The organism is Ideonella azotifigens, assembly GCF_021043325.1.
GTDB classification, from domain to species: Bacteria; Pseudomonadota; Gammaproteobacteria; order Burkholderiales; family Burkholderiaceae_C; genus Ideonella; species Ideonella azotifigens.
In genome coordinates this window covers 109171-129860 of sequence record NZ_JAJNKD010000020.1, presented here as the reverse complement: position 1 = coordinate 129860, position 20690 = coordinate 109171, and the positions used below count along the sequence as shown (strand labels likewise).

Annotated in this window: 21 protein-coding genes; 12 read left to right on the top strand and 9 right to left on the bottom strand. The window is 67.7% G+C overall.

From position 1 onward, the window contains the following. Nucleotides 1-223 precede the first annotated feature (223 nt). Nucleotides 224-1114: a hypothetical protein gene (locus tag LRH25_RS28370; protein WP_231012973.1), complete on the top strand. Its 891-nt coding sequence runs from the start codon at nt 224-226 to the stop codon at nt 1112-1114. A 63-nt stretch (nt 1115-1177) separates the two neighbouring features. Here the strand turns inward: LRH25_RS28370 and LRH25_RS28365 are convergent, their stop codons facing one another. The 4 genes from LRH25_RS28365 to LRH25_RS28350 are packed head-to-tail and all read right to left on the bottom strand — an operon-like array spanning nt 1178 to nt 6537. Further along, nucleotides 1178-2188 (bottom strand): SUMF1/EgtB/PvdO family nonheme iron enzyme, encoded by a 1011-nt coding sequence (locus tag LRH25_RS28365; RefSeq protein WP_141290941.1) that lies wholly within the window; start codon nt 2186-2188, stop codon nt 1178-1180. Next, on the bottom strand, nt 2185-3882 hold the full coding sequence (locus tag LRH25_RS28360; protein WP_231012972.1) for a hypothetical protein: 1698 nt from the start codon (nt 3880-3882) through the stop codon (nt 2185-2187). The genes LRH25_RS28365 and LRH25_RS28360 overlap by 4 nt, the downstream gene beginning before the upstream one ends. Further along, on the bottom strand, nt 3879-5333 hold the full coding sequence (locus LRH25_RS28355) for a UbiA family prenyltransferase (protein WP_231012971.1): 1455 nt from the start codon (nt 5331-5333) through the stop codon (nt 3879-3881). Before LRH25_RS28355 ends, LRH25_RS28360 begins: the two co-directional genes overlap by 4 nt. 7 nt (nt 5334-5340) lie before the next feature. Beyond that, the gene (locus LRH25_RS28350) at nt 5341-6537 is read right to left on the bottom strand and encodes an NAD-dependent epimerase/dehydratase family protein (protein ID WP_211361302.1); all 1197 of its coding nucleotides are present in this window, start codon (nt 6535-6537) and stop codon (nt 5341-5343) included. A 57-nt stretch (nt 6538-6594) separates the two neighbouring features. On the opposite strand from LRH25_RS28350, the gene LRH25_RS28345 reads away from it, so the two are divergent. Both LRH25_RS28345 and LRH25_RS28340 read left to right on the top strand, forming a co-directional pair. Continuing rightward, nucleotides 6595-6750: a hypothetical protein gene (locus tag LRH25_RS28345; protein ID WP_170200746.1), complete on the top strand. Its 156-nt coding sequence runs from the start codon at nt 6595-6597 to the stop codon at nt 6748-6750. Continuing rightward, nucleotides 6747-7112, top strand: coding sequence for a response regulator (locus LRH25_RS28340; protein ID WP_141285572.1), 366 nt, complete (start codon nt 6747-6749; stop codon nt 7110-7112). Before LRH25_RS28345 ends, LRH25_RS28340 begins: the two co-directional genes overlap by 4 nt. A 58-nt stretch (nt 7113-7170) precedes the next feature. On the opposite strand, the gene LRH25_RS28335 is transcribed toward LRH25_RS28340, so the two are convergent. Beyond that, nucleotides 7171-7629, bottom strand: coding sequence for a PAS domain-containing protein (locus LRH25_RS28335; RefSeq protein WP_231012970.1), 459 nt, complete (start codon nt 7627-7629; stop codon nt 7171-7173). 107 nt (nt 7630-7736) lie between these two features. Between LRH25_RS28335 and LRH25_RS28330 the strand changes: the two genes are divergently transcribed. The 4 genes from LRH25_RS28330 to LRH25_RS28315 all read left to right on the top strand — a co-directional run bounded on the left by LRH25_RS28330 (nt 7737) and on the right by LRH25_RS28315 (nt 11235). After that, on the top strand, nt 7737-9215 hold the full coding sequence (locus LRH25_RS28330) for a PAS domain-containing sensor histidine kinase (protein WP_170200745.1): 1479 nt from the start codon (nt 7737-7739) through the stop codon (nt 9213-9215). Between the two features lie 182 nt (nt 9216-9397). Continuing rightward, complete coding sequence (locus LRH25_RS28325; RefSeq protein ID WP_141285566.1) at nt 9398-10285, top strand: Crp/Fnr family transcriptional regulator; 888 nt, start codon at nt 9398-9400, stop codon at nt 10283-10285. 350 nt (nt 10286-10635) lie between these two features. Further along, nucleotides 10636-10956: an ElaB/YgaM/YqjD family protein gene (locus LRH25_RS28320; protein WP_170200744.1), complete on the top strand. Its 321-nt coding sequence runs from the start codon at nt 10636-10638 to the stop codon at nt 10954-10956. Nucleotides 10957-10980: 24 nt separating this feature from the next. Then, nucleotides 10981-11235, top strand: coding sequence for a hypothetical protein (locus LRH25_RS28315; protein ID WP_141285562.1), 255 nt, complete (start codon nt 10981-10983; stop codon nt 11233-11235). Nucleotides 11236-11295: 60 nt separating this feature from the next. On the opposite strand, the gene LRH25_RS28310 is transcribed toward LRH25_RS28315, so the two are convergent. Beyond that, nucleotides 11296-11823: a flavodoxin family protein gene (locus LRH25_RS28310; RefSeq protein WP_170200742.1), complete on the bottom strand. Its 528-nt coding sequence runs from the start codon at nt 11821-11823 to the stop codon at nt 11296-11298. Nucleotides 11824-11887: 64 nt separating this feature from the next. Then, nucleotides 11888-12877 carry a universal stress protein gene (locus LRH25_RS28305; RefSeq protein WP_231012969.1) on the bottom strand — a complete coding sequence of 330 codons (990 nt, stop codon included), beginning with the start codon at nt 12875-12877 and terminating at the stop codon, nt 11888-11890. A 245-nt stretch (nt 12878-13122) separates the two neighbouring features. On the opposite strand from LRH25_RS28305, the gene LRH25_RS28300 reads away from it, so the two are divergent. The 4 genes from LRH25_RS28300 to LRH25_RS28285 all read left to right on the top strand — a co-directional run bounded on the left by LRH25_RS28300 (nt 13123) and on the right by LRH25_RS28285 (nt 16306). Beyond that, nucleotides 13123-13782, top strand: a complete 660-nt coding sequence (locus LRH25_RS28300) for a BON domain-containing protein (RefSeq protein ID WP_141285556.1) — start codon at nt 13123-13125, stop codon at nt 13780-13782. Nucleotides 13783-13862: 80 nt separating this feature from the next. Further along, the gene (locus tag LRH25_RS28295; RefSeq protein WP_141285554.1) at nt 13863-14285 is read left to right on the top strand and encodes an Hsp20/alpha crystallin family protein; all 423 of its coding nucleotides are present in this window, start codon (nt 13863-13865) and stop codon (nt 14283-14285) included. Between the two features lie 36 nt (nt 14286-14321). Further along, nucleotides 14322-15614, top strand: a complete 1293-nt coding sequence (locus LRH25_RS28290; protein ID WP_141285552.1) for a PAS domain-containing sensor histidine kinase — start codon at nt 14322-14324, stop codon at nt 15612-15614. Further along, nucleotides 15611-16306, top strand: coding sequence for a response regulator transcription factor (locus tag LRH25_RS28285; RefSeq protein WP_141285550.1), 696 nt, complete (start codon nt 15611-15613; stop codon nt 16304-16306). Before LRH25_RS28290 ends, LRH25_RS28285 begins: the two co-directional genes overlap by 4 nt. A gap of 64 nt (nt 16307-16370) precedes the next feature. Here LRH25_RS28285 and LRH25_RS28280 read toward each other — a convergent pair whose 3' ends face one another. Further along, on the bottom strand, nt 16371-17954 hold the full coding sequence (locus LRH25_RS28280) for a bifunctional aminoglycoside phosphotransferase/ATP-binding protein (RefSeq protein ID WP_141285548.1): 1584 nt from the start codon (nt 17952-17954) through the stop codon (nt 16371-16373). A gap of 209 nt (nt 17955-18163) precedes the next feature. Between LRH25_RS28280 and LRH25_RS28275 the strand changes: the two genes are divergently transcribed. Continuing rightward, nucleotides 18164-20053, top strand: coding sequence for an AMP-dependent synthetase/ligase (locus tag LRH25_RS28275; RefSeq protein ID WP_231012968.1), 1890 nt, complete (start codon nt 18164-18166; stop codon nt 20051-20053). 15 nt (nt 20054-20068) lie between these two features. Here the strand turns inward: LRH25_RS28275 and LRH25_RS28270 are convergent, their stop codons facing one another. Beyond that, nucleotides 20069-20581: a hypothetical protein gene (locus tag LRH25_RS28270; RefSeq protein WP_141285546.1), complete on the bottom strand. Its 513-nt coding sequence runs from the start codon at nt 20579-20581 to the stop codon at nt 20069-20071. Nucleotides 20582-20690: the final 109 nt, after the last annotated feature.

The following is a 20690-nucleotide window of genomic DNA, read 5'->3' as shown; positions in this document are numbered from 1 at the left end:
CGGCAGCAGGATGGCGGGGTGATTCGCGCGGCACCGCTGGCGCCCGCTTCATGGCCCATTTGCGCAGCACCCTGTCCAGCCCGCGCGTGCTGCTGGACGCGATGCCCGCATGGCCGGGGCCTTGAACCGCGTTCGTCCGGCAAAGGCGCTGCTGCTGCAGTCTTTCACGGCGTGGTGGGCGCGCGCCCTGCGCCGTGCGGGCCACCGCTGCTATGCTGATTTGATGTCGCTTTCTTTCACCCGGCTCCAGGCCCGCTTCGGGGTTGCGCTGCTGCTGGCATCGGTGCCCGCGCTTGCCACTGCGCAGGATGCTGCGGCCGCCTGCGGAGCAGCCACGCGCAAGCTGCCGGAGCGCGCGGTTTCCGCGCCCGGTGCCAACGGCTTTGCGGCGGGGCTGGCCGGGCTCGACGATCATGGGCGGGATCGGGCCATCCGGGACGAACTGCTGCGCGGGAACCTGCCAGGCTTCCTGCGGCATGCCTTGCCGGCGACGCTGGATGCGCGGCTGCCCGGTGGCCGCACGTTGAAGCTGACCCTGTGCGTGCTGTCCGACTACCTCAGCGTGGGCTCGGACGATGATCATCTGCGGGTGCCGCTGAGCCTGGATAGCGCGCTCGCGGTCGCCACCCGCTTCGGCTTCACCTTGCCGACCACGCGCATGGTGGACCTCATCTATCGCCAGGCCGCCGTGCACCTCGTGCCCCAGCCGCTCCCCGCCGGGGACCGCATGCGATCACTGGCCTACACCCGCCAGCACGACGCCCTGGTCGAGCAGCAGCGCAACGCGCTGGGCTTTGCACCGGATGTGCTGACGGCAGGCCACAAAAAGGACCTGGTGCTGAGCGCCCGACTGTGGGCCCAGCCCGAGCGGGTGGCGATCTACGGCTGGCGCCGCCCGGATGGCCAGCCCATCCAGCCCCTGTCGACCGTGCACGGCGCACGGTATGCCGACTACAGCCACGGTGTGCGGCTGGTCAGCCAGACCGTCTTTGTCGATGGCCGCGCCATGTCCATCTTCGACGTGCTGGCGGACAGCCAGCTGGCGGCGGCGCTGAGCGACGAGGGCCCGTTGCCCAACGCGGCCGGGCTGCTCGCTGCTGCCGCTGCGCGCTGACCGGCTCGCAGTGCACCGCGCCTCCCGAGCCGCCCAGCTTCGGCGCTTGCGCCCGTGGGCGGCTCAGCGCGCCGGCAAGGTCTTGCAGCAGCGAAAGCCCAGGTGGTAGTTGGCATGGCTGTGCAGGTCCAGCACATGGCTGCCGTGCCAAAACGGCGCACGCCAGCGGCACCAGTCCTCGTGCGCGCGGTAGGCATCGAAGACAAACCAGCTGCCCTTCATTTCCGTGACCCCCAGCGTCAGGCTGCCGGTGCTGGCCATCTGCGCCTCGGTCAGCGGCAGATTCATGTGCTCGGCGGCATTGCCGTTGAGGTCGTAGACACCCAGCGCACTGCGGCAGCCAGGAAAGGACCCCGCCGGGTAGGTGTTCGAGCCGCAGGCATTCCAGCCGCCACCTTCGCAGCCAGGCGTCTTCTGGCTTCCGGTGGCGCACACGCCGCGCTGGTACTGCGGCCCATAGCTCCAGTGCTTGTCGGCGCCATCGGCCCGGTTGTGGGCATCGCGCATGCGGGCCACTGCGGTGTGTTCGTCCACGCCGCGTGCCAGGTCGAACCGGTAGTCCGGTGGCTGCAAAGCGCCTTCGCAGGCGCCCTCCCATTCGTGTGCGTCGCACAGGCGCTTGCCAATGGCCTCGCAGATCTGCGCGGCCTCGCGCGCCTTCACCCACACCGCCGGATACTCGCACGGAATGTCGGGAAACTCGTACTGGTCGATGCAGGCATGCGCCTGGTCGGGCCGCTCGCGCGCCGGGTTGTACAGCGGCGCCATGTCCGGCCCGCCGCAGATGCGCTCGAACGCGGGAAGGTCGTCCTGCTCGGGCACGGCAGCGCGCGTGGCACGGCACTGCTCGGGCGTCTGCGGATGCCGGGAGATCGCCGGATTGCCCTGGCCTGCAAAGCCGGAGCGGCGCAGGATCTCCCTCAGCCTGCCCACCTGCGCGTCGTCGAGCTTGTGCACCTGCTGAAGGCGCTGCAGCAGGAGTTCGTTCTGCGCCTGCAAGGCAGGCGATGACAGCGCCGAGGCCGCAAGCGCGCTGCACGCCAGGGCCAGCCAGATTCGCCGGTGCTTGTTCATTTGGGGGCCTCGCGGCTCAGCAGGTAGAAGAAGTCGCGGTCGTCCGGAAAAGCCAGGAAACGCGGCAACACCGCCTCTGCGCTTTGCTGGTCCAACACCGACATGCCAGGCGCCAGATGCTCGATCCTGCGCCGGCCCGACAGCGAGGGGTAGAGCGCCAGGTACGTGTGTTCAAGCGCATTCATGTCCAGGTGCATCGCGTAGCGGCAGCCGTAGGCCAGGAAGACCCGCGCCATTGCTGCTGGCGTGGCGCTGGAGAAGTAGCCGTAGACCAGCCATCGGCGCTCCCCCCGTTCGACGACGCAGGCGCCGGCACGCAGGCTGCGCAGCTGCTCGTCGTTCGAGCCAGACCAGTTGCCCTCGCCCCAGCGATTCACCAGGCCACCGACGCGCGGCGCCCCGCCGGCTGGGCGATCGACCAGCGCGGTGCCGTTCTGCCGCGCATGGCGCACCTGGGCCAGTCGCTGTTCATCTCCCGCCGCCCAGGTCTTCATCTCGACCGCCCCGTCCGTCGTCACCAGCAGCGTCGAGAGCCCCGGTTGCAGCCGGCTGAAGACCACGCCCTGCTCGACGAACCCGTAATGGCTGCCGTGGTTGACTCCGGCCAGCGCGCCGTAGCGGAATGCGGCGTGCTCGCGCTTGAAGCCACCAGTGAACGTGGCCACCACGCGGGACCGCAGCGCCGGCGCCAGCATGCCCGTGCGCACCAGCGGCGCGGCATCTGCAAAGCCATCGGGGCCAGGCTGCTTCGGGTCGACCTGGTCCGCACGGGCACGTTCCGACCAGCCCAGCCGCGGGTGCTCGGTCCCCAGTGCAAAGCCAAGCTCGAAGCTGGCCAGATCAAAGGCGACCAGGAAAACCAGCGCCTGGCGCTCGACGCCGTCCAACGCGCTACCAGCGGCCGCCATACCGTGCGGCTGCGCGACACTGGCAAACACACCAGGCAAACCGGCTGCGGCGTACCAACGCCCTGGCAGCCACGCGGGACCGGCGCCCAGCGCGGCGATGCCCATGCCCTCGGCGACCAGCGGGCGAGGCTCGGCCAGCGTGTCCAGCCGAGCGTCGGGTGGCGCGCCGGCCGCCACGGCGAATGCCGGCTCGACAAGCTCCGCAGGCGATGCCGGGCGCTCACGCTCGACAAAGGCGTCCCGGTAGAGCCCCCGCTTGACCAGCCCGACGATGGCGCCACCACCCCAGACATGGTCGCGCAGGAACTCGGTTGTCGCCTCCAGCGTGGTGCGATGTCCCGGCAAGGCGTTGCGCAAGCTGAGCCGCCCCTGGCACAGCGGCGCATAGGCCAGCCGGGCGCGTGCAGCACGCTCGAACGCCAGCGCAGGCCAGATTGCGCAGTCTTCCTCGCTGCCCTCGCGGCTGATGCGCAGGCGGCCTGCAGGGTCCAGGTGGACCTGCTGGCCGCGCGGGTCCGGATTCTCGAGGTGATAGTCCACCCTGCCGCTGCCATCCGCGGTTGGCAGCGACAGCAGCAGCCAGGCATTGACCGCGGGGTTCAGCTGCGTCAGGACCGCCTGCCCGGCGCCACCCGGCAGGGCTGCGCTTTCGACCCGCCGGGAGGACTGCAAGTCCAGGATGGCGCGATCGCCTGGCGCCGCCTGGCCGGGCGCGCAGGCCGCGCCCAGCAGCCAGCCCGCCAGCGCCAGGCGCCAGCGCAGCGGCGCGGCGTCTGGCCGCCTCATGCGACGGCCAGCAACAGGGCGCCGGCCAAAGCCGCCAGCAGGCGGCTGGGCATGTCGCGCACCGCATAGGCCACGGGATCGCCCTCGATGCGGCCCGCACGTGCCATGCGCCACATGTGGCCGGTCCACGCCAGCAGCAGGACACAGCCCAGCCAGCCCGCGGTCGCACGGGCCGGCAGCGCCAATTGCCGCGGCATGGCCAGCAGCAGCGCAATGGGCACGGTGCTGGCCAGCACGCCGACGAGCCAGAGCTGCCGCCTGCGGTTCACCGGATACCCGCGCACCTGCCCGTGAACCGACACCCGGTGGCCCAGCGCGATCAGCTCGGCATAACGCTTGAGCAACGCGAGGCCGAAGAAATAGACGGCGCAGCAGGCCAGCAGCCCGGGCGCGGGCGCCGCCCCGATGGCCAGCGCACCGGCCAGCAGTCGCAGGCTGTAGCCCAGGCCCAGCACCGCCGCATCCAGGTAGGCAAGGTGCTTCAGCCACATCGAGTAGGCCACCATCAGCAGCGTGTAGCCAGCCAGCACCCAGGGCAGCGGCGATGCCGAAGCCACCGCCAGCCCCAGCGCCAGGCCCCACAACACGGGCACCAGCAGCAGGCCATGCAGCAGCGGCACGCGCCCCGACGCCAACGCCCGCTGGCGCTTGTGAGGGTGTGCGCGGTCTGCCTGCAGGTCGAACAGGTCGTTCAGCAGATAGACACCCGAGGCGGACAGGCTGAACGCCACAAAGGCCAGCAGCGCCTTGCCCATCATGGCGCCGGCAAGGGCGGGCAAGACCAGCAGCGGCAGCAGCACCAGCAGGTTCTTCAGCCAGTGGCTGATGCGCATGGCATGCAGGTAGTCGCCGATGCCGGGTCGGCCATCGGCAAAGGTCTGCTCGATCTCGGCCACGCGTGCGGCCCGCACCCGGCATCGATGCGATGGCCGCACCAGCAGCGCCCGGCGAGCCTGCGCCCAGACCGGCAGGTCCTGGTCGCTGTCGCCCAGGTAGTCAAACCCACGCGGGCCAAATTCGGCGACGAGCCGGTCGCGCTTTCGCTCTGCCGACAGATTGGTCTGGCCGTTGCTCGCCAGCACCTGGTCGAACAGGCCGAACCGGCGCGCCGCCGCCGTTGCCACCCGCTCGTCTGCCGCCGTGGCCAGCACCAGCCGCCGGCCCTGCCGCCTTTGGGCCTGCAGGTGGGCCAGCACGTCTTCGTCGACCGGCATGGTGCTGATGTCGATCTCGGCGGCTCGCGCCAAGCGCTGCTTGAAGCCGGCACGCCCACCCAGCAGCCAGGCCGGCAAGGCGAGCAGCTGAAGCGGCTTCTGGCGCGCCAGACCAAACAGCGATTCGATCAGGGTGTCGGTGCGCAGCAGCGTGCCGTCGAGGTCGACCACCAGCGGTATCTGGGGTTCGAAGCGAGGCGCGGGCTTCGCGGGCCGACGAATTGCAGTGATGTTCATCGGGACCTCAAAACAGCCACTTGGCCAACGCCAGGGCGCCGTGCTTCCAGGGCAGCCGGTGGGTGATGCCGCTGCGGCCATGGAACTCGCTGCGGTGCGCCACGTACCAGTCGTAGTTGCGCTGCAGGGCCTCGCGGTTTGAATGGCGCGGCACGAATCCCAGCCGGGATCGCAGGCGCGCGATCGAGACCTCGCTGTCGCGGTCCGCAGTGTCGTAGATCCAGCGGTACAGCGGTGACAGCTTCAGGGTTTCGAGCAGCTGCAGGATCAGCACCGCCGGGCGCGCCGGCAGCGAGACCACCTGCCGGCCATGTCCGGCCCGGTCGAGCACGGCCTGGAAGTTTTCGCGCATCGTGCCGTAGGCCGCCGCGCCAACATTGAAGACCTCGTCGACGGTCTCCCGTTCGCCCGTCAGGCACAGCTCGATCACGTCGACCAGGTCCGCAACATCCAGAAGCTGGTAGAGGTTGTCACCCCGGCCAAGGACCGGAAAGGACCGCCCTTCCCAGGCCCACTCGTAGAGCAGCTCGAAAGCGCCCAGGCGCTCGGGGCCGACAAAGCTCTTGGGGCGCAGCACCGGCACGCACAGGCCCCGCTGGCGGAACCGCTCACAGCAGCCTTCGGCGTCGATCTTCGCCTGGCCATAAGGCCCGACACCCGTGAGTGCGTCAGTCTCGACGATAGGGTGATGATCGGGAATGCCATAGACCGAGGTCGAGGAGATGAACACGAAGCGCTGCACGCCCCATCGCTCCGCCGCTTCGAGCAGGATCCGGGTGCCGTCGACGTCGGTGGAGAAGATGTCTTCTTCGCTGGCCAGCGGCAAGGCCGCAGCGCAATGCACCACGACGCTGACCTTGCGCATGCAGCGGTCCACCGCATCGACATCGCGGATGTCACCCAGCACCGCATCGACCCGGTTGCGCTCGGGATGGTCGAACGGCGCGATGTCCAACACCCGGGTGGGCACCCCTCTGGCGAGCAGGCTCCTGACCAGGTTGATGCCGAGGAAGCCGGCACCGCCGGTGACGAGGCATAGGCCGGTCGGCATGCGTTGGTGGGGGATGTTCATCGTTGTGGTCATGAGCCGCCATCCTCCAGCCTCGGCGTTCGTGCAACATTGATCAGCCGCAAGCACTTGCCTTAGCCAGTGGGCGCCGATGCGCGGCAGGGCTCGTCGAGTGGTCCGCTTGAGCGCGCTCAACTCCCGCATCCACCTCGCTGGCTATGGTGGACGCAAGCCATCACCGAGGAGCCAGCGATGAGCACGACCGAGGCGACGAATTCCATCGTTCCTGCTGTCGCCGTCCAGGAGATGCATGCAGGCGGCCTGGCCGCGGGACTTACACGCCCCGGCTCGCGGCAATGTGATGGCCTCGTCGATTGCGCGCAGAAGCAGCCGCAAGCACGGCCATGAGAGTCTTGCTGGTCGACGACTCGATGGCGATTCAGCAAAGCCTGACCCGCCTGCTCGCCTCGGTGCCCGGCCTGGAGGTCATCGGCTGCGCCGCCACCAGCGAGGACGCACTGTCGCTGATCGCCACCGCCAGGCCGGATGTGGTGGTGCTGGATGTTGATCTGGGGCCTGGGGGCCGCGGCATGGACGTGCTGCGCCAGGCCAGCCAAAACCATCCCGCGGTGAAGTTCATGATGCTTTCGAACTATGGCTGGCAGGCCATGCGAACAGGCTTCATGGACGCTGGTGCCGAGGCCTATTTCGACAAGGGCAGCCAATTCATGCAGGCGCGGGCCTGGCTCGCGGACCAGGCCACCAAATGATCCGGCGCGGGACGGGACGGGCCCGCCCGATCCGGGTGCACGCCCTCCCCCTTGTCGCTCAATGGTGGCGCAGCAGCAGATAGGACATCGCTCGATCAGGCGAGCAAAGCAGCCGCATTTGCACCTTGGTGGGTCTCATGCGCCAGGTCAGCACATAGTCGATGGTGGCATCGAGCGCCATGCAATCGGCCCAGGCATCCTGGAAGCGCTGGGCAATCAGGTAGTTGTTCATGCACTGCGCGACATCGGTGAACAACGCTCGGCCAATGACGTTCTTCGGCCGCAGCCCGCTGAAGCTCGATTCGCACGCGTTGTAGCGACGGATCACGCCCGTGGCGTCGAAGCCGATGACACCAAAGCGCAGGCGATCCAGCGCCTCGTCGCCCAGCCATTCGACGCGCCTCAGCGCGTCAGCACAATCAAGGTTCAATTGCGAGTCAAGCGTTTGCATCGTGAAGGCGTGTCGTTGGCAGATGAAGAAACCACGGCGCAGCAGCAGGACTGGCTGCCTCGTCAAGCGCCAAGTTAAGCGACACCGAGGAGGGCGCCATTGACGACCCTCAATGCGGCGTCATGGCCGAACACGTAACTTGCGATCAAGCCTCTCTGCAGGACCAACCTGCCATGCACCTCGCAAACCCAGCCACCTCGTTTCCCCCATGCGACCTGGGCGGGCTGCGCCCGGTCCTCCAGCAACTGCCGGGGCCGCTGCTGCTCATCCGGGAGCAGCGCATCGCGTTTGCCAATGAGCCTGCACTGTGCCTGCTCGGCAGCGAAGCCTCGGCGCTGCTGGGAAGGTCGCCGCTGGAACTGTTCCACCCCGGCTCGATCGAGCTGGCAAGGACACGCCTGGCGACTGCGAAGTCAAAAGCTGACGCGGCGGTCATGCCGGCGATGGAGGAAAGCATCCTGCGCGCCGACGGCAGCACCCGCTGCGTGCAGACCAGCGTGGCCTTTGGGGTCGAGTCCGGCGAACCCGTCCAGCTGATCTTCATGCATGACGTCACCGACCTGCGCTGGGCGCAGTCCGAACTGCTGAAGTCGCAGGCGGAACTGCGGCAGGTTGCCGCGGCACGCGAAGCGGCGCAGGAATTCGACCGCCAGCGCATCGGGCGGCTGCTTCATGACGAACTGCTGCAGCCGCTGGCCGCAATGCGCATGGAAGCCGGGGCGATCGACCCGCACGCCAGTGCGCAAAGTGCCGCGCCGATGCTGGCGCGGTTGAGCGAACTGGCGCTAGCGGCCATCGACACCACGCGCGGCATCATCGACGACCTGCATCCGCCCATGCTCGACGAACTGGGCCTGTCGGCTGCGCTGGAAGCATTGCTGGCGCGCTTCGCCCAACGCACCCAACTTCGCTGCAGGCTGCTGGGGCCCAGCGTCGGGGTTGCAGAGAGTGCGACCGAACAGGCCGCCAGCCTCTGCCTGTACCGCGTGGCGCAGGAGGCGCTGGCCAACATCGCGGAACATGCGAGAGCCGGCCGGGTCGAGGTGCGTCTGGCAAGGCGCAGGGGCCGCCTGGCGCTTCGCGTTCACGATGACGGAATCGGCATGCGCAGCGCCGATCAACGCCCGAGCGGCGCTTCCGGCCTGCTGGACATGCGCGAGCGCCTGATGCAACTGGGCGGCGGCCTGGAAATCTCCGGCCGCTCCAAACGGGGCACGACCATCGAAGCGTCCATCCCGATTGTCGATCACCGGTCGCGTGCCGGCCATGTTCCGGCCATACTGGGCCAAGAGGATGCCTATGACAGCCTGCTGAGCTTCCTGTACCGTGCACCCGTGGGCCTGCTGAAAGCCGGCACGGACGGTCACATCGAGATGCTGAACCCGATGGCCGCGCAGATGCTGCTGCCGCTGGCCCCGCAAGCCGGCCTGGAAAACCTCTTCGAGGTGCTGCACCTCGCGGTACCAGGCCTGCGCTCGATGGCCACCCGGCAGCCCCTGCCCTCCGGGGTCATCTGCGAGTCGCTGCGTTTCGAGGTGCCTGCAGGGCCACGGCATCCGCCGCGCGCCCTTTCGCTCAGCCTGCTCAAGCAGCACGGCGCAAGCCTGATGGCGATGATCACCGACGCCGCCCCTGGCACGCCGGCCGCCTGAAGCGCGGGCCTGCGAGTCGGTTCGGCCGATTCCTAAGCATTGTTCGGAATCCTTCCCGGCCTTGTTGGCCGTGGCGCCGATGGGTGCTTGCAGCCCCGGCCGATTGCCGCGAACCAGGTTTCGCGAGACCCTGAAGGCAGGGCCCTTCAAGTTCGAGCGGGCCTGACCACGGAGGCCCAGACATGACAGTCAACCACTCGATTCACATCCAAGCGGCAGTTGCAGGCGCTTGGCGAAGCCTGGGAAACGACCTGGCGCCCATCGCGGAGAAGGGCCGGTTGGGAGACCTGATCGGGACCTTGGTCGGCCACGCGAGCACGGTTCGAACAGCCGACGAGACCGTGCCAGTCGCCTTGTGGCGGCTGCGCGAGCACGCGACGCTGCTGCACGAGGGCGGGCCGGCCCAGACCCTGTACATCCTGCGATCAGGCAGCCTGAAGTGCATTCACACCCAGGAAGATGGTTATGAGCAGGTCCTGTCCGTGGCCCTGCCTGGCGACCTGCTGGGTTTCGAAGCCCTGCACAGCGGGCGCCAGCCCGTGGGCGTCGTCGCATTGGAAGATGTCACCGTCTACGCGCTGCCCTTGAACGGCTTGCGGGCCTTGCGCCAGCAATGCCCGGCACTGGACCACGCCATGCAGCTGACCCTCAGCCGGCAACTGGTTCGCGCGGCCAGCACGGCGGAGATGATCGCCGCGGTCGCTTCCGATGTGCGCCTGGCGCGCTTCCTGCTGTGGATGTCCACGCGCATGGCCGAACTGGGCCGCTCACCGTTGCGGATGGTGCTGCGCCTGAGCCGGCGCGACATTGCCAGCCTGCTGGGGGTCGCGCACGAAACCGTCAGCCGCTCGTTCACGACCCTGGCTGACGCAGGCCATGTCACGGTCGACAACCGGGAAGTCGAGATCCTGGACCTGGCCGGCTTGCGGCAGCGGGCCCTCAGCACACGCAAGCAGCTCGACGATGCCGTTCGTCCCTCGCTTGGCTCGATGGTGAGACCCAGCCTGGCATCTGCGCCAACCATGAGCTGGTTGCCCGGGACTGCGGCACGCCCGGCCGCCGTCGCTTGAGCCGAGGCCCGGAACGCGGGGAGCTCCCGCCTTGGCCTGGCCAGGTGCCGCCAGCACATCGGCGCCTGTTGATCGTGAACCTTCCCGCGACGCCGGCCCGCATTCGGGTGTGGGGTTCAACACCGGCGTGCACCTCTCGACCGCCTTGGCGCAAAACATACCTTGCTCTCCTCACTGGCCGTGGCCGGTTTGCGCAGTCTCAAGCCGATTGTCCTCAGGCCAAGAAGCGCAGCTTGAGGTTTCTCAATCACCCGCCCGCTGGCCCGCTTTACGCTTCATGCCATCGATGCCAACTCCTGAACAAGCGAGGGTTGCCATCTGTCTTCCGTCATTCATCAAAGGACATGTCAATGGACGCGATCAACGCATCGGCAACTGCTGTTCAAGAGCGCCTCGCCAACACGCTGCACGGCGTCGTCAGCGAGGCAGAGGCACTTTTGAAGACGGCTCAGCATGGCGGCAGCGAGCAATTCGCTGCCGCACGCGACCAGCTCGAAGCCCGCGTGCGGCGCGCACGGTCGGAGCTTGCCGACCTGGAGGACAGTGCCTTGCGCAAGGCACGCCGCGCGGTTCGCGCCACCGACCGCGCAGTCCAGGACCATCCTTACACGACAGCAGGCCTGTTGGCAGGTGTGGGCCTGTTGATCGGCGTGCTGATCGCCAGGCGCTGAGCACCGAAGGCACCCCGCCTGGCCATGACCAGGCACGTCCGCTCGGAGGCGCATGCGATGTCCAAGCCAAAAGCCAGGTTCCGGATCAAGCCCCTGCCCTCGCCGGGTGGCGTGCGCAGGCTTTGCCCTCCCAATGCCGCCGCTTTGCAGTTGCAATGGCCGGCACCGAAGGATCTGCCGCAGGTGCTCCTTTCGCCAGCGACGCTGTCCGAATCGCCCCCGGCCATCATCCCGATGTCGGAACAGCTGCTGACCCGACTGCGCGAAGCAGGCCTTTGACGTCCGCACCGCTGCACCGCCGGCAACCCCAGGCAGCCCGCGGAGCCGGTGGCTCGCGAATCACTGTGCCACGAGATGCGATCCGTCTGGCACCCGCCCCGGCGCAGAGGCCGACTCTGCCGCGCTAAGCAAGGACACGAAAGCGTTGATCTTGGCGCCGGCCATCTGGCTGTCGATCTCGCGATCGGTGAGTGCCAGCGTGGCCAGCGGAGCACGGCGCAGTTCGCCTTCCAGCGCACCGAACGCCTTCTCTGCGCCAGCCCCCCCCATGGTGCAAAAGAACGCACAGCGGTTCACCGAAACGGCGTGCGCCCGCGCGAACGCCCGCACAGGCGACGACAAGTGCCAACCCCAGACCGGCGTGCCGATCAGCATCAGGTCGAACTGGGCAGGATCCACCGAGACCTTGCCAATTTCGGATTGCAGGCCGAAGGCCGCCTCGCACACGCTGCGCAGGTAGCCCCAAGCGCCCAGGCGGGAACTGGCTTCGGTGATCGGGCACAAAGTGCCACCGAGACGTGTGGCAAGTTGCTCGGCAACGCGCCGGGTGTAGCCGGTACGCGAGAAGTAAACAATGAGCACTTTCATCTTGATCTCCTGTGATTTGCGGCCGCCCGCGACCGCGGGCCGGCCGCCTGCCCGGTGATGCCGATCAGTTCGGCCCAGGCGATGCGGCGGGGGTTTCCTCTTTGAGTCCCTGCACTGGCGTGCGCTGCAGTGATCGACCCTGCGCCGCTTGATCGGGCCGCACCAGCAGGACGGGCACCGGTGAATGGCGCAGGATCTGCTCGGCGTCGCTGCCCAGCAGCAAGCGGTCAAAGCCGCGGCGGCCGTGCGAGCCGAGGACGACGACATCCGCGAGCCAGTTCGTGGCGTCCTCGGCCACGACGGTCCACACCCGTCGTCCGAAGTCGTCCACCAGCAGCGTTTCCACGCTCAAGCCTGCCTCGCGAACGCGCTTGGCAGCCTGATCAAGAATCCAACGGCCCCCTTCGCGCAGGCGACCCACCCAGTCCAGCGTCAAGGCAGGCTCGAAGGCATCGACCATGGACAACTCGTCCACGACGTGGATCAGCCGCAGGCGGCCGTGATTCATGAGCCCCAGCTGGATGGCCTGTTGCAGGCCGCGGTCCGAGGTCTCGCTGCCATCGATCGGCACCAGGATGCTGCGGTACGGCACCCGCGCATTGACGGCGATGGCCGAGGCCGTCTCCGTGACCGAGCGGACCAGCAGCACCGGCACCGGGCTTGCCCGGATCACGGCCTCGGCATCGCTGCCAAGGAGCGCCCGAAGCGCGCCCCGCCGGCCATGGGATCCGATCACGATCAGGTCGCAGGCCAGTTCTCTTGCCTGTTGCAGGATGGCGTCCGAAGCGCGTCCATGTCGCGACTCGTGCAGCCTTGTCTCCACCCGCCGGTCCTTGGCTTCGCACAAGGCACGTGCCTGCGCCAGGATCGCCTCGCCGGATGCGAGAGTCTTGTGGTGAAGCGGCGCAAGGTCCGGGGCCGAAAGATCATCGAGCAGTGGCGCGTCATCCACGACGTGCAGCAGGCACAGCACTGAATCATGGGCTGTTGCCAGCGCCAGTGCTTCCTGCAGCCCGGCCTGGGCCGGCTCACCGCCATCGACGGGCACGAGCATCCGTTGAAACATGGCGACCTCTCTTCGTTGACATGCACAGGCCTGAATGTTCGGCGCGCCCGTGGCCGCCCGGGTTGATCAGACGCAACCGGTTGGCTGGGCCGGAGCAAGGGCAGCCGTGGCAAATCGCTGAGCAGGCTCAATCGGCGACTGCCGAGCCGATCCCACCATGGTCACAGGACAGGCGGTCGCGTCGACAACGCACAGGCCGCCGGCATCCTGCCTCGCACTGTGAAAGGACCATCATGAAAACCGATGCACAACTCAAGGCCGACATCACCACTGAATTGCAGTGGGATCCGGTGATCAACGCCGCCCACGTGGGCGTGGCGGCCAAGGACGGCGTGGTCACGCTGACCGGCCACCTCGAGACCTTTGCCGAGAAGCACGCCATTGAACGCGCGGTGCAGCGCGTGGCTGGCGTCAAGGCGGTGGCCGTCGAGCTCGACGTCAAGCTGGCGCCCGGCCACAAGCGCAGCGACTCCGAGATCGCAGAGGCGGTCGAGTCGGCGTTCAAGTGGAACGTCATGATCCCCGCTGATCGCATCCGCGTGAAGGTGGAAAAGGGCTGGGTCTCGCTGACGGGCGAAGTCGACTGGCAATACCAGCGCAGCGCCGCCGAGCGGGCTGTGCGTGCGCTGATCGGCGTGGTTGGCGTCAGCGACGGCGTCACGATCAAGCCCAGCGTGGCGCCCAGCAACATCACCAACCGCATTCGCGACGCGCTGGCGCGGCATGCCGAACGTGAAGCAAAGAACATCGAGGTCATGGTGAGCGGCGCCAAGGTCACGCTTCGCGGCCGGGTCGACTCATGGGCCGAACGCGCCGCCGCGCAAGGGGCGGCTTGGGCCGCGCCCGGCATCAGCTTGGTTGTCAACGAGCTGACGGTTGGGACACACAGCTGACCTGCCCAGATTCCCAGCAACCGCAACCCCAGGACGCGCCAACATCACCGCGCCGCAGGTTGCCTCTCAGGAGCATCAAAATGAACGACCTACGCATCAACGATCTCTTCGACCTCGACCCCATGGAATCGGCGCTTCGCATGATGCGGCCCTGGCGCTTCGAGGCCGCGGACCAGCTGCCGCAGATACGCCTGGATGTCAGCGAATCCGAAGGCAGCTATCTCGTCAAGGCCGACATTCCGGGCGTGCGCAAGCAGGACATCGACGTTCGCATCGATGGCAACCAGGTCACCATCAGCGCCGAGGTCAAGCAGGACAAGGAGGAGAAGTCCGGCAGCCGCGTCTTGCGCAGCGAGCGGCTTTACGGGTTCGCCAGCCGCACCTTCGCGCTATCGGACGCCGTGGACGACACCCGCTCCGAAGCCAGCTTCGAGAACGGCGTGCTCAAGCTGACCTTGCCCAAGCGCGCACCCATGTCTCAAAAGCGCCTGGCCATTGCCTGAGCAAGCTGCGGGCGTCCCAAGGGATGGGTCGCCCGCTTGATCTTGCGCAAAAGCCGCGCAGAGAAAGTCTGCATCATCAAATGGATGCAAGCTGAACGCCACACCCCGAAGGACCCGAGCAGTGGTACCGCTGTCAGTCAGCGCTCGCCAGAAGGGTCCGACTGGCTGGCATCAGCACCACCAACCGCGACGTCGCCGTTCGTGCGCGACCCGAGCCAGGAAGCGGCGCGCCGGGCCGAACCGCACAGCGTGGAGCAGCGCCTTCGCACGCTGGTGGAACTCGCGCCGATCGCCATCTGGGTCGCCGAAGGTGACCAGGTGACCTTTGCCAATCGCGCCGCAGGCAAGCTGATGGGCACCGCCTCAGGCGCCGATCTGGTCGGGCAGTCGATCTACACCCTGGTGAAAGCCGAAAGCCATGCCCAGCTTCGCGAACAGCTGATGCACGCGCTGCAGCATGAAGGCGAATTCGGCAGGCTGCAAGCGCGCCTGTCCCACCAGGGGAGGGAACGTGAAGTCGAGATCGCACTGACTGCACTGCCCGACCACGAACGCACCACCGTCCAGATGGTGATTTCCGACGTCTCCCAACGCAACCGCGAACTGCGAGAGTCTGAAGGCTCCAGGCAGTTGTCCAGGCGGCTGTCCGCCAACGTGGTGGAAGCCCGCGAAGAGGAGCGGCGCCGGATCGCGCGGGAGCTGCACGACGAGCTCGGGCAGAGCCTCAGCGCCTTGAAGATGGACATTGCGGACTGCGCGCGTTCGGGCGAGTTGCAGGAAGCCAATGGCCATGTGGCCATGCTGCTGGCACGTCTGGACCAGATCGTTCAGTCCGTCCGCCGGATTGCCGCTGACCTGCGGCCACTGATGCTCGACGACCTGGGACTGGGCGATGCCATCGAATGGCTCGCCAACGATTTCTCGAAGCGGCTGGGCATCCCCGTGCATCTGCAGGTGGACGCCATCGAACCGCCGCCATCGGACAAGGTGTCGATTGCCATCTATCGCATGGTGCAAGAGGCGCTGGTGAACGTGGCCCGCCATTCGCAGGCGAGCAAGGTCCAGGTCGCGCTCCATGTCGAAGCGGGCGAGCTTGTGCTGAGCGTGCGTGACGATGGCGTGGGTCTGCCCGATCCGCCTTCCCAGCGCGAAAGCCAGTTCGGCCTGCTGGGCATCCAGGAACGCGCGGACGCGCTAGGCGGACAGCTCGAACTCAACAATGCCGGCAATGGCGGCGCCTGCGTGGTCGTGCGCATGCCGCTCGCCGGAGAAGCGGCCAATCGCAGGACGCCGGGCCAAGCACGCGGCCCCGGCGGCGCCAGGCCATGATTGCCGAGCCGCGCTCGCCGCTGAGCATCCTGATCGTCGACGATCACGCCATCGTGCGCGAGGGACTCAAGCGCATTCTCGAAAGCACCCACACGGCCTGGGGCGTCGCCGAGGCCGATAGCGGCTTCGAAGCATTGGAACTGCTGCGTACCGGTGCGTTCGACATCGCCATCATGGACCTCTCGATGCCTGGCATGAACGGACTGGAACTGCTGCGTCGCGTGCGGGCCGAATTTCCGCGTCTGCGCGTGCTGATGCTCAGCATGCATGCCGAGGAGCAATACGCCATGCGGGCCTTCAAGGCTGGCGCCAACGGCTACGTCACCAAGGACAGCGCCACACGCGAACTTGCGGCAGCAGTCCGCAAGGTGGCTGAAGGCGGCACCTACGTCACCGCCAGCCTCGCCGAGCGGGTCATCACCCAGCTCAACGGCGCGCGCGAACCCCTGCGCCACGAGTGCCTGTCCGACCGGGAGATCGAAGTATTGCGCCGGCTGGTCGCCGGCCATCGCCCGACCGACATTGCCAACGCGTTGCACCTCTCGGTCAAGACCGTCAGCACCCACAAGAGCCGCATCCTTGATCGGCTTCAACTGCCCAACCTGGCCGCGCTGATCCGCTACGGCGTGGCAAACGGGCTCGGCATGGAAGACGCGCTGCCGGAGCCGCTGGCCCATCCACCGGCGAGCTGACGGCCGGCCGCTGGGCGAGCACCATTCACGCACGTCCCCGGGGCGCCTGACGGCGCCCGGCTGATCACTTCCCGACGGCGATTCCGCCACCGGCCAACCATGCCAGCAGCGGCGCCCAATCCGCCTGGGGACAGCTGGCCTCGACCTTCGACGCGCACCGGCACCGAAAGACCTGCGCCAGTTCATCCGCTTGCAGCGGCTCGGCCGCGAGAAGCTGCGCGGCGAGCACATTGCCATCCGCATCGGACGGATCCGCGCCGCGCAGCGTGCGCTCGCGCAAACGTTGGCGCAGCACTTCGATCTCAACCTCGAAGTCCAGCACGATGCAGCGCACGGCCTGGAGGGCTGCGAACTGACGTGCCGCATCGCGCCGGGCACGCTGCAAGAAGGTGGCGTCCAGGATGGCGTGGCGACCGCTTCTCAGCACAGGCGCGGCGAGTGCCAGCAGCCGCGCATAGGTGGCGGCGGTCATCTCCGGGGCATACAGCCCGGGGGAGGCAGGCGCACCGGCGTGATCGAGCGGCTGAAGACCTGCCAGGCGCTTGCGCTCCACGTCGGCACGGATGCGAATGGCGCCGATGGCGCCCAGCAGGTCCAGCGTGAGGGAGGACTTGCCGCTGCCGGAGAAACCATGCGTCAACATCAGCACGGCGCGCGTGTCGCCTCGTCGGCTGAAGGCAAGGGCGAGATCGATGTAGCGGCCAACGGTTGACGGTCCGCCGGCGGTAGCGCCGCCGCTCGCGGCAGCCGACTGTTGCGCGCGCAGCATACCCACCTTGGCACGCACCAGTGCGCGATGGACCAGGTAGTAGTCAAGCAACTCGACGCCGCCGTAGTCGCCGCCAGCCTCCAGGTAGCCGCTGACCAGGCGATGCGCCAGTTTCGGCAGGCCATGCGCGTGAAGGTCCATCGCCATGAAGGCGAGTTCGCTCATGACATCGATCCAGCGGAAGCTGTCGTTGAACTCGATGCAGTCGAAGACGAGGGTGCGGCCGTCCACCGTCGCCACATTGCCCAGGTGCAGGTCACCGTGGCATTCGCGCACCCTGCCCTGCGCCAGGCGCTGCGCCATCAGCGGTTCAAGCCGCTCGAATGTGGCAGCCTCCCAATCCCGCAGGCGCTGCAGGCGGGCGCGGCCATCGGTCGACGCATCCCATTGCGCCAGTTCGGCCAGGTTGTCGAGCATCGCCGCGCGCAACCCGGCGGGGCTGCCCAGCGCTCCGTGCGCCCCGGCAGCCGCGGCATGGAACGGCACCAGCAGTTGCACCAGCGCATCGATGTGTTGCGGACCCAATTCAGCCCGAGCCGCCAGGGCGTCCCACAGGCCGTCCTGAGCGAAGGACCGCATCTTCACAGCCACGTCGAACGCAACGCCCTGCCCTGCGATTTCCGGTGCCACCGGCGTGCCGCAGATCGGCACCACGGCAAGGTACAGATCTGGCGCCAGGCGCCGGTTCAGGCGCAGTTCCTCCTCGCATGCCCACCGCCTCTGCGCGAGAGTGGACTGGTCCAGGAAGGCATTTTTCAGCGCCTTCTTGAACTTGAACGCATGCTCGCCGCAGACCAGCACATGGGAGATGTGTGTCTCGAACTGCGCAACCGTGCAGCCCGTCTCGGCTGCGAGCCGGCGCCGCAGTGCGGCCACCATGGCGGCTTGCTGCGTCAGGCCCAATTCATCGCTCAAGGCGCCCCTCCCTTTCACAGCGACAGACTACGCCCTGACCTTGATTGCGCGCAAGATGACCGTCGGCCAGTCGGTGTGTACTGATCGGCCGGATCTCAAGGGTCATGCGCCCATGGATCACAAAACGGCAATGCACGAGATCCAGGTTGGGCAGCTGAGGCAATGTGAATGCAATGGACGACATGACAGGTGGCGCGGCGGCCCGCGCCGTGGGGGCCACGTTCGAAACTGCGCACAAAGCCGCGCGCAGTGACGCCGTGCCAGCGCAGGTGCGAACCCTGCCTCAGCTTTTGGACTGGCGGGTTGGCAGCACGCCCGAGCTGGAAGCCTACCGGGAGTTCAACGCAGGCACCGGGCAGTGGGCGAGCTTCTCCTGGCGCGAAGCGGCACTGCGCATTGCCAGCTGGCGCGCCGCACTGGCCAGAACCGGGCTGGAACGCGGAAGCCGCGTCGCGATCCTGCTGCCCAACGGACTGGCGGCCGTCTGCATCGACCAGGCGGCGCTGGCACTGGCCTGCGTGCCGGTGCCGCTGCATGCGCTGGACAACCCGGAGAGCATCGCCTACATCCTCGCGGACAGCGATGCGGCGCTGCTGGTCGTCGCATCGCTGGGCCAATGGCAAGCCATCGCTGCCTTGCAGCGAGCGCTGCCGATGCTGCGCAATGTGGTGGTGCTCGAAGAGATGGACAGCGCCGTGGACGCGCCAGCCGGCGGCCCACGCATCTGTTCGGTGACCGCCTGGCTGGCCGCCCGCGCGGAGACTGCGCCACCTCTCCCGCCACTGGCGCCAGAGGAGGACGAACTGGCGGCCCTGGTCTACACCTCGGGCACCACCGGAAAGCCCAAGGGCGTGATGCTGACGCATGCCAATGTGGTCTCGAATGTCAAGGCGGCGCTGGTGCGCGTCGCGCCCCGGACAGACGACGTTTTCCTTTCCTTCCTGCCGCTGTCCCACACCTTCGAACGCACCGCTGGCTACTACCTGCCGATCGCTGCCGGCTGCTGCGTGGCCTATGCCAGGTCCATTGCGCTGCTGGCGGACGATCTGCTCATCGTGAGCCCTACCATCCTGATCTCGGTGCCGCGAATCTACGAGCGGGTCTACGCCAAGCTGCGCCAAGCGCTGGCCGGCTCGGAATGGCGCTTGTGGCTGTTCATGTGGGCCATCGAGGTGGGCTGGCGGCGCTTTCGCCGCGAGCAAGCGCTGCCGGAGGAGCGCCACGGCTGGCCGCTGTGGGACTCGCTGGCGTGGCAACTGCTCGAGCCCCGCGTGGCGCGCCCGGTGCGCGCTGCGTTCGGCGGGCGGTTGCGGGTCGCAGTGAGTGGCGGCGCACCACTGCCGCCGGTGATCTCACGCTGCTTCCTGGGACTGGGGCTGCCAGTCCTGCAGGGCTATGGCATGACCGAGACCTCGCCGGTGGTTGCCGTCAACGCCCCCGACGACAACGACCCGGCAACCGTCGGCCGCGCGTTGCCGGGCGTGGAATTGCGCATCGCAGAGCGCAGCGAGCTGCTGGTGCGGGGCCCGAGCGTGATGCGGGGCTACTGGAAGCGCGAGACGGACACGCACAACGCATTCCTGGACGGCTGGCTTCGGACCGGCGACCAGGCGGTCATCGAACACGGGCGCCTGCGCATCCTCGGCCGGGTCAAGGAGATCATCGTCACCTCCACCGGCGAGAAGATCGCCCCTGTCGACCTCGAATTGGCGATCACGGCCGACCCCTTGTTCGAACAGGCCTGCGCCATGGGTGATGAGCGGCCCTTCATTGCGTGCGTCGTGGTGCTGAACCGCGATGCCTGGGTGCGCCTGGCCGGCAGCCTGCGGCTGGACCCATCCGCTCCTGCCAGCCTGCGGGATGCGGGCGCACGCCGGGCCGCGCTCGAAAAAATCACCGCCCGTACCTCCGCCTTTCCGCGTTACGCACAGCCCCGCGCGGTGCTGTTGACGCTGGCGCCCTGGACGGTAGAGAACACCCTGCTGACGCCGACCCTCAAGGTCAAACGCCAGAACCTGGTGGCCCGCTACAAAGCGGAAATCGACGCGATGTACACGCGCTGAGGCGCTGCCCCAAGCTCAATGTGGCATCGCGGCACCCGCCGCATCCGCCCAACGCTGGGTGGTCGCCAGCCATTGGTCCTGGAATCGCCCGAGCTGGGCCAGCGAGGAGGTGTCCAGGCCATTGGCCACGGGCGGTTCCGCCCGCTCCGAACGCAGTTGCTGCGCCAATGCAAAGGCATTGCTGTTCAGGCGGCGGGCGAGTTGCATTTCGCCTTCCATCCAGCCCGATACGCCTTCACCCATCTGCTGCATCAGCAGGGCCAGCTGCCCGTTGACCAGCTTGGCCGCAATCGCCATCAGTGCCGGCAGGTCACCCGCGTGTTCTGCATCGCGCAGCGCCGAGTCCAGCGCGACGGAAAAGGCGTCAATGGACTTTGCCTGCTGCTGCTGCAGTTGTGCTGCGCAGTCGACAAGATTCTGCGCGAGGGCCATCGAGCTGCCGAGGATCACGCGGGCTGCGCTGATGCCAGCGTGCGGCTCACCGCTGCTTGGTGCCTCTTCAGCGCCGGTCTTTCGGTTGGCGCTCATCGTTGCACTCCTTGCCATGTCGTTCTCCTTGGACGTCATCAGGAAAAGCCCATCCTCGCCCACTCGGCGAGGCGTGCGTTGATCCCCCTCAACGCCAGCAACATCGCCA

Coding starts and splice junctions, on each gene's coding strand:
- LRH25_RS28370 (WP_231012973.1), top strand. CDS start 224: ATGTCGCTTTCTTTCACCCGGCTCCAGGCCCGCTTCGGGGTTGCGCTG.
- LRH25_RS28365 (WP_141290941.1), bottom strand. CDS start 2,188: ATGAACAAGCACCGGCGAATCTGGCTGGCCCTGGCGTGCAGCGCGCTT.
- LRH25_RS28360 (WP_231012972.1), bottom strand. CDS start 3,882: ATGAGGCGGCCAGACGCCGCGCCGCTGCGCTGGCGCCTGGCGCTGGCG.
- LRH25_RS28355 (WP_231012971.1), bottom strand. CDS start 5,333: ATGAACATCACTGCAATTCGTCGGCCCGCGAAGCCCGCGCCTCGCTTC.
- LRH25_RS28345 (WP_170200746.1), top strand. CDS start 6,595: ATGAGCACGACCGAGGCGACGAATTCCATCGTTCCTGCTGTCGCCGTC.
- LRH25_RS28340 (WP_141285572.1), top strand. CDS start 6,747: ATGAGAGTCTTGCTGGTCGACGACTCGATGGCGATTCAGCAAAGCCTG.
- LRH25_RS28330 (WP_170200745.1), top strand. CDS start 7,737: ATGCACCTCGCAAACCCAGCCACCTCGTTTCCCCCATGCGACCTGGGC.
- LRH25_RS28325 (WP_141285566.1), top strand. CDS start 9,398: ATGACAGTCAACCACTCGATTCACATCCAAGCGGCAGTTGCAGGCGCT.
- LRH25_RS28320 (WP_170200744.1), top strand. CDS start 10,636: ATGGACGCGATCAACGCATCGGCAACTGCTGTTCAAGAGCGCCTCGCC.
- LRH25_RS28315 (WP_141285562.1), top strand. CDS start 10,981: ATGACCAGGCACGTCCGCTCGGAGGCGCATGCGATGTCCAAGCCAAAA.
- LRH25_RS28310 (WP_170200742.1), bottom strand. CDS start 11,823: ATGAAAGTGCTCATTGTTTACTTCTCGCGTACCGGCTACACCCGGCGC.
- LRH25_RS28305 (WP_231012969.1), bottom strand. CDS start 12,877: ATGCTCGTGCCCGTCGATGGCGGTGAGCCGGCCCAGGCCGGGCTGCAG.
- LRH25_RS28300 (WP_141285556.1), top strand. CDS start 13,123: ATGAAAACCGATGCACAACTCAAGGCCGACATCACCACTGAATTGCAG.
- LRH25_RS28295 (WP_141285554.1), top strand. CDS start 13,863: ATGAACGACCTACGCATCAACGATCTCTTCGACCTCGACCCCATGGAA.
- LRH25_RS28285 (WP_141285550.1), top strand. CDS start 15,611: ATGATTGCCGAGCCGCGCTCGCCGCTGAGCATCCTGATCGTCGACGAT.
- LRH25_RS28280 (WP_141285548.1), bottom strand. CDS start 17,954: ATGGTGGCCGCACTGCGGCGCCGGCTCGCAGCCGAGACGGGCTGCACG.
- LRH25_RS28275 (WP_231012968.1), top strand. CDS start 18,164: ATGGACGACATGACAGGTGGCGCGGCGGCCCGCGCCGTGGGGGCCACG.
- LRH25_RS28270 (WP_141285546.1), bottom strand. CDS start 20,581: ATGAGCGCCAACCGAAAGACCGGCGCTGAAGAGGCACCAAGCAGCGGT.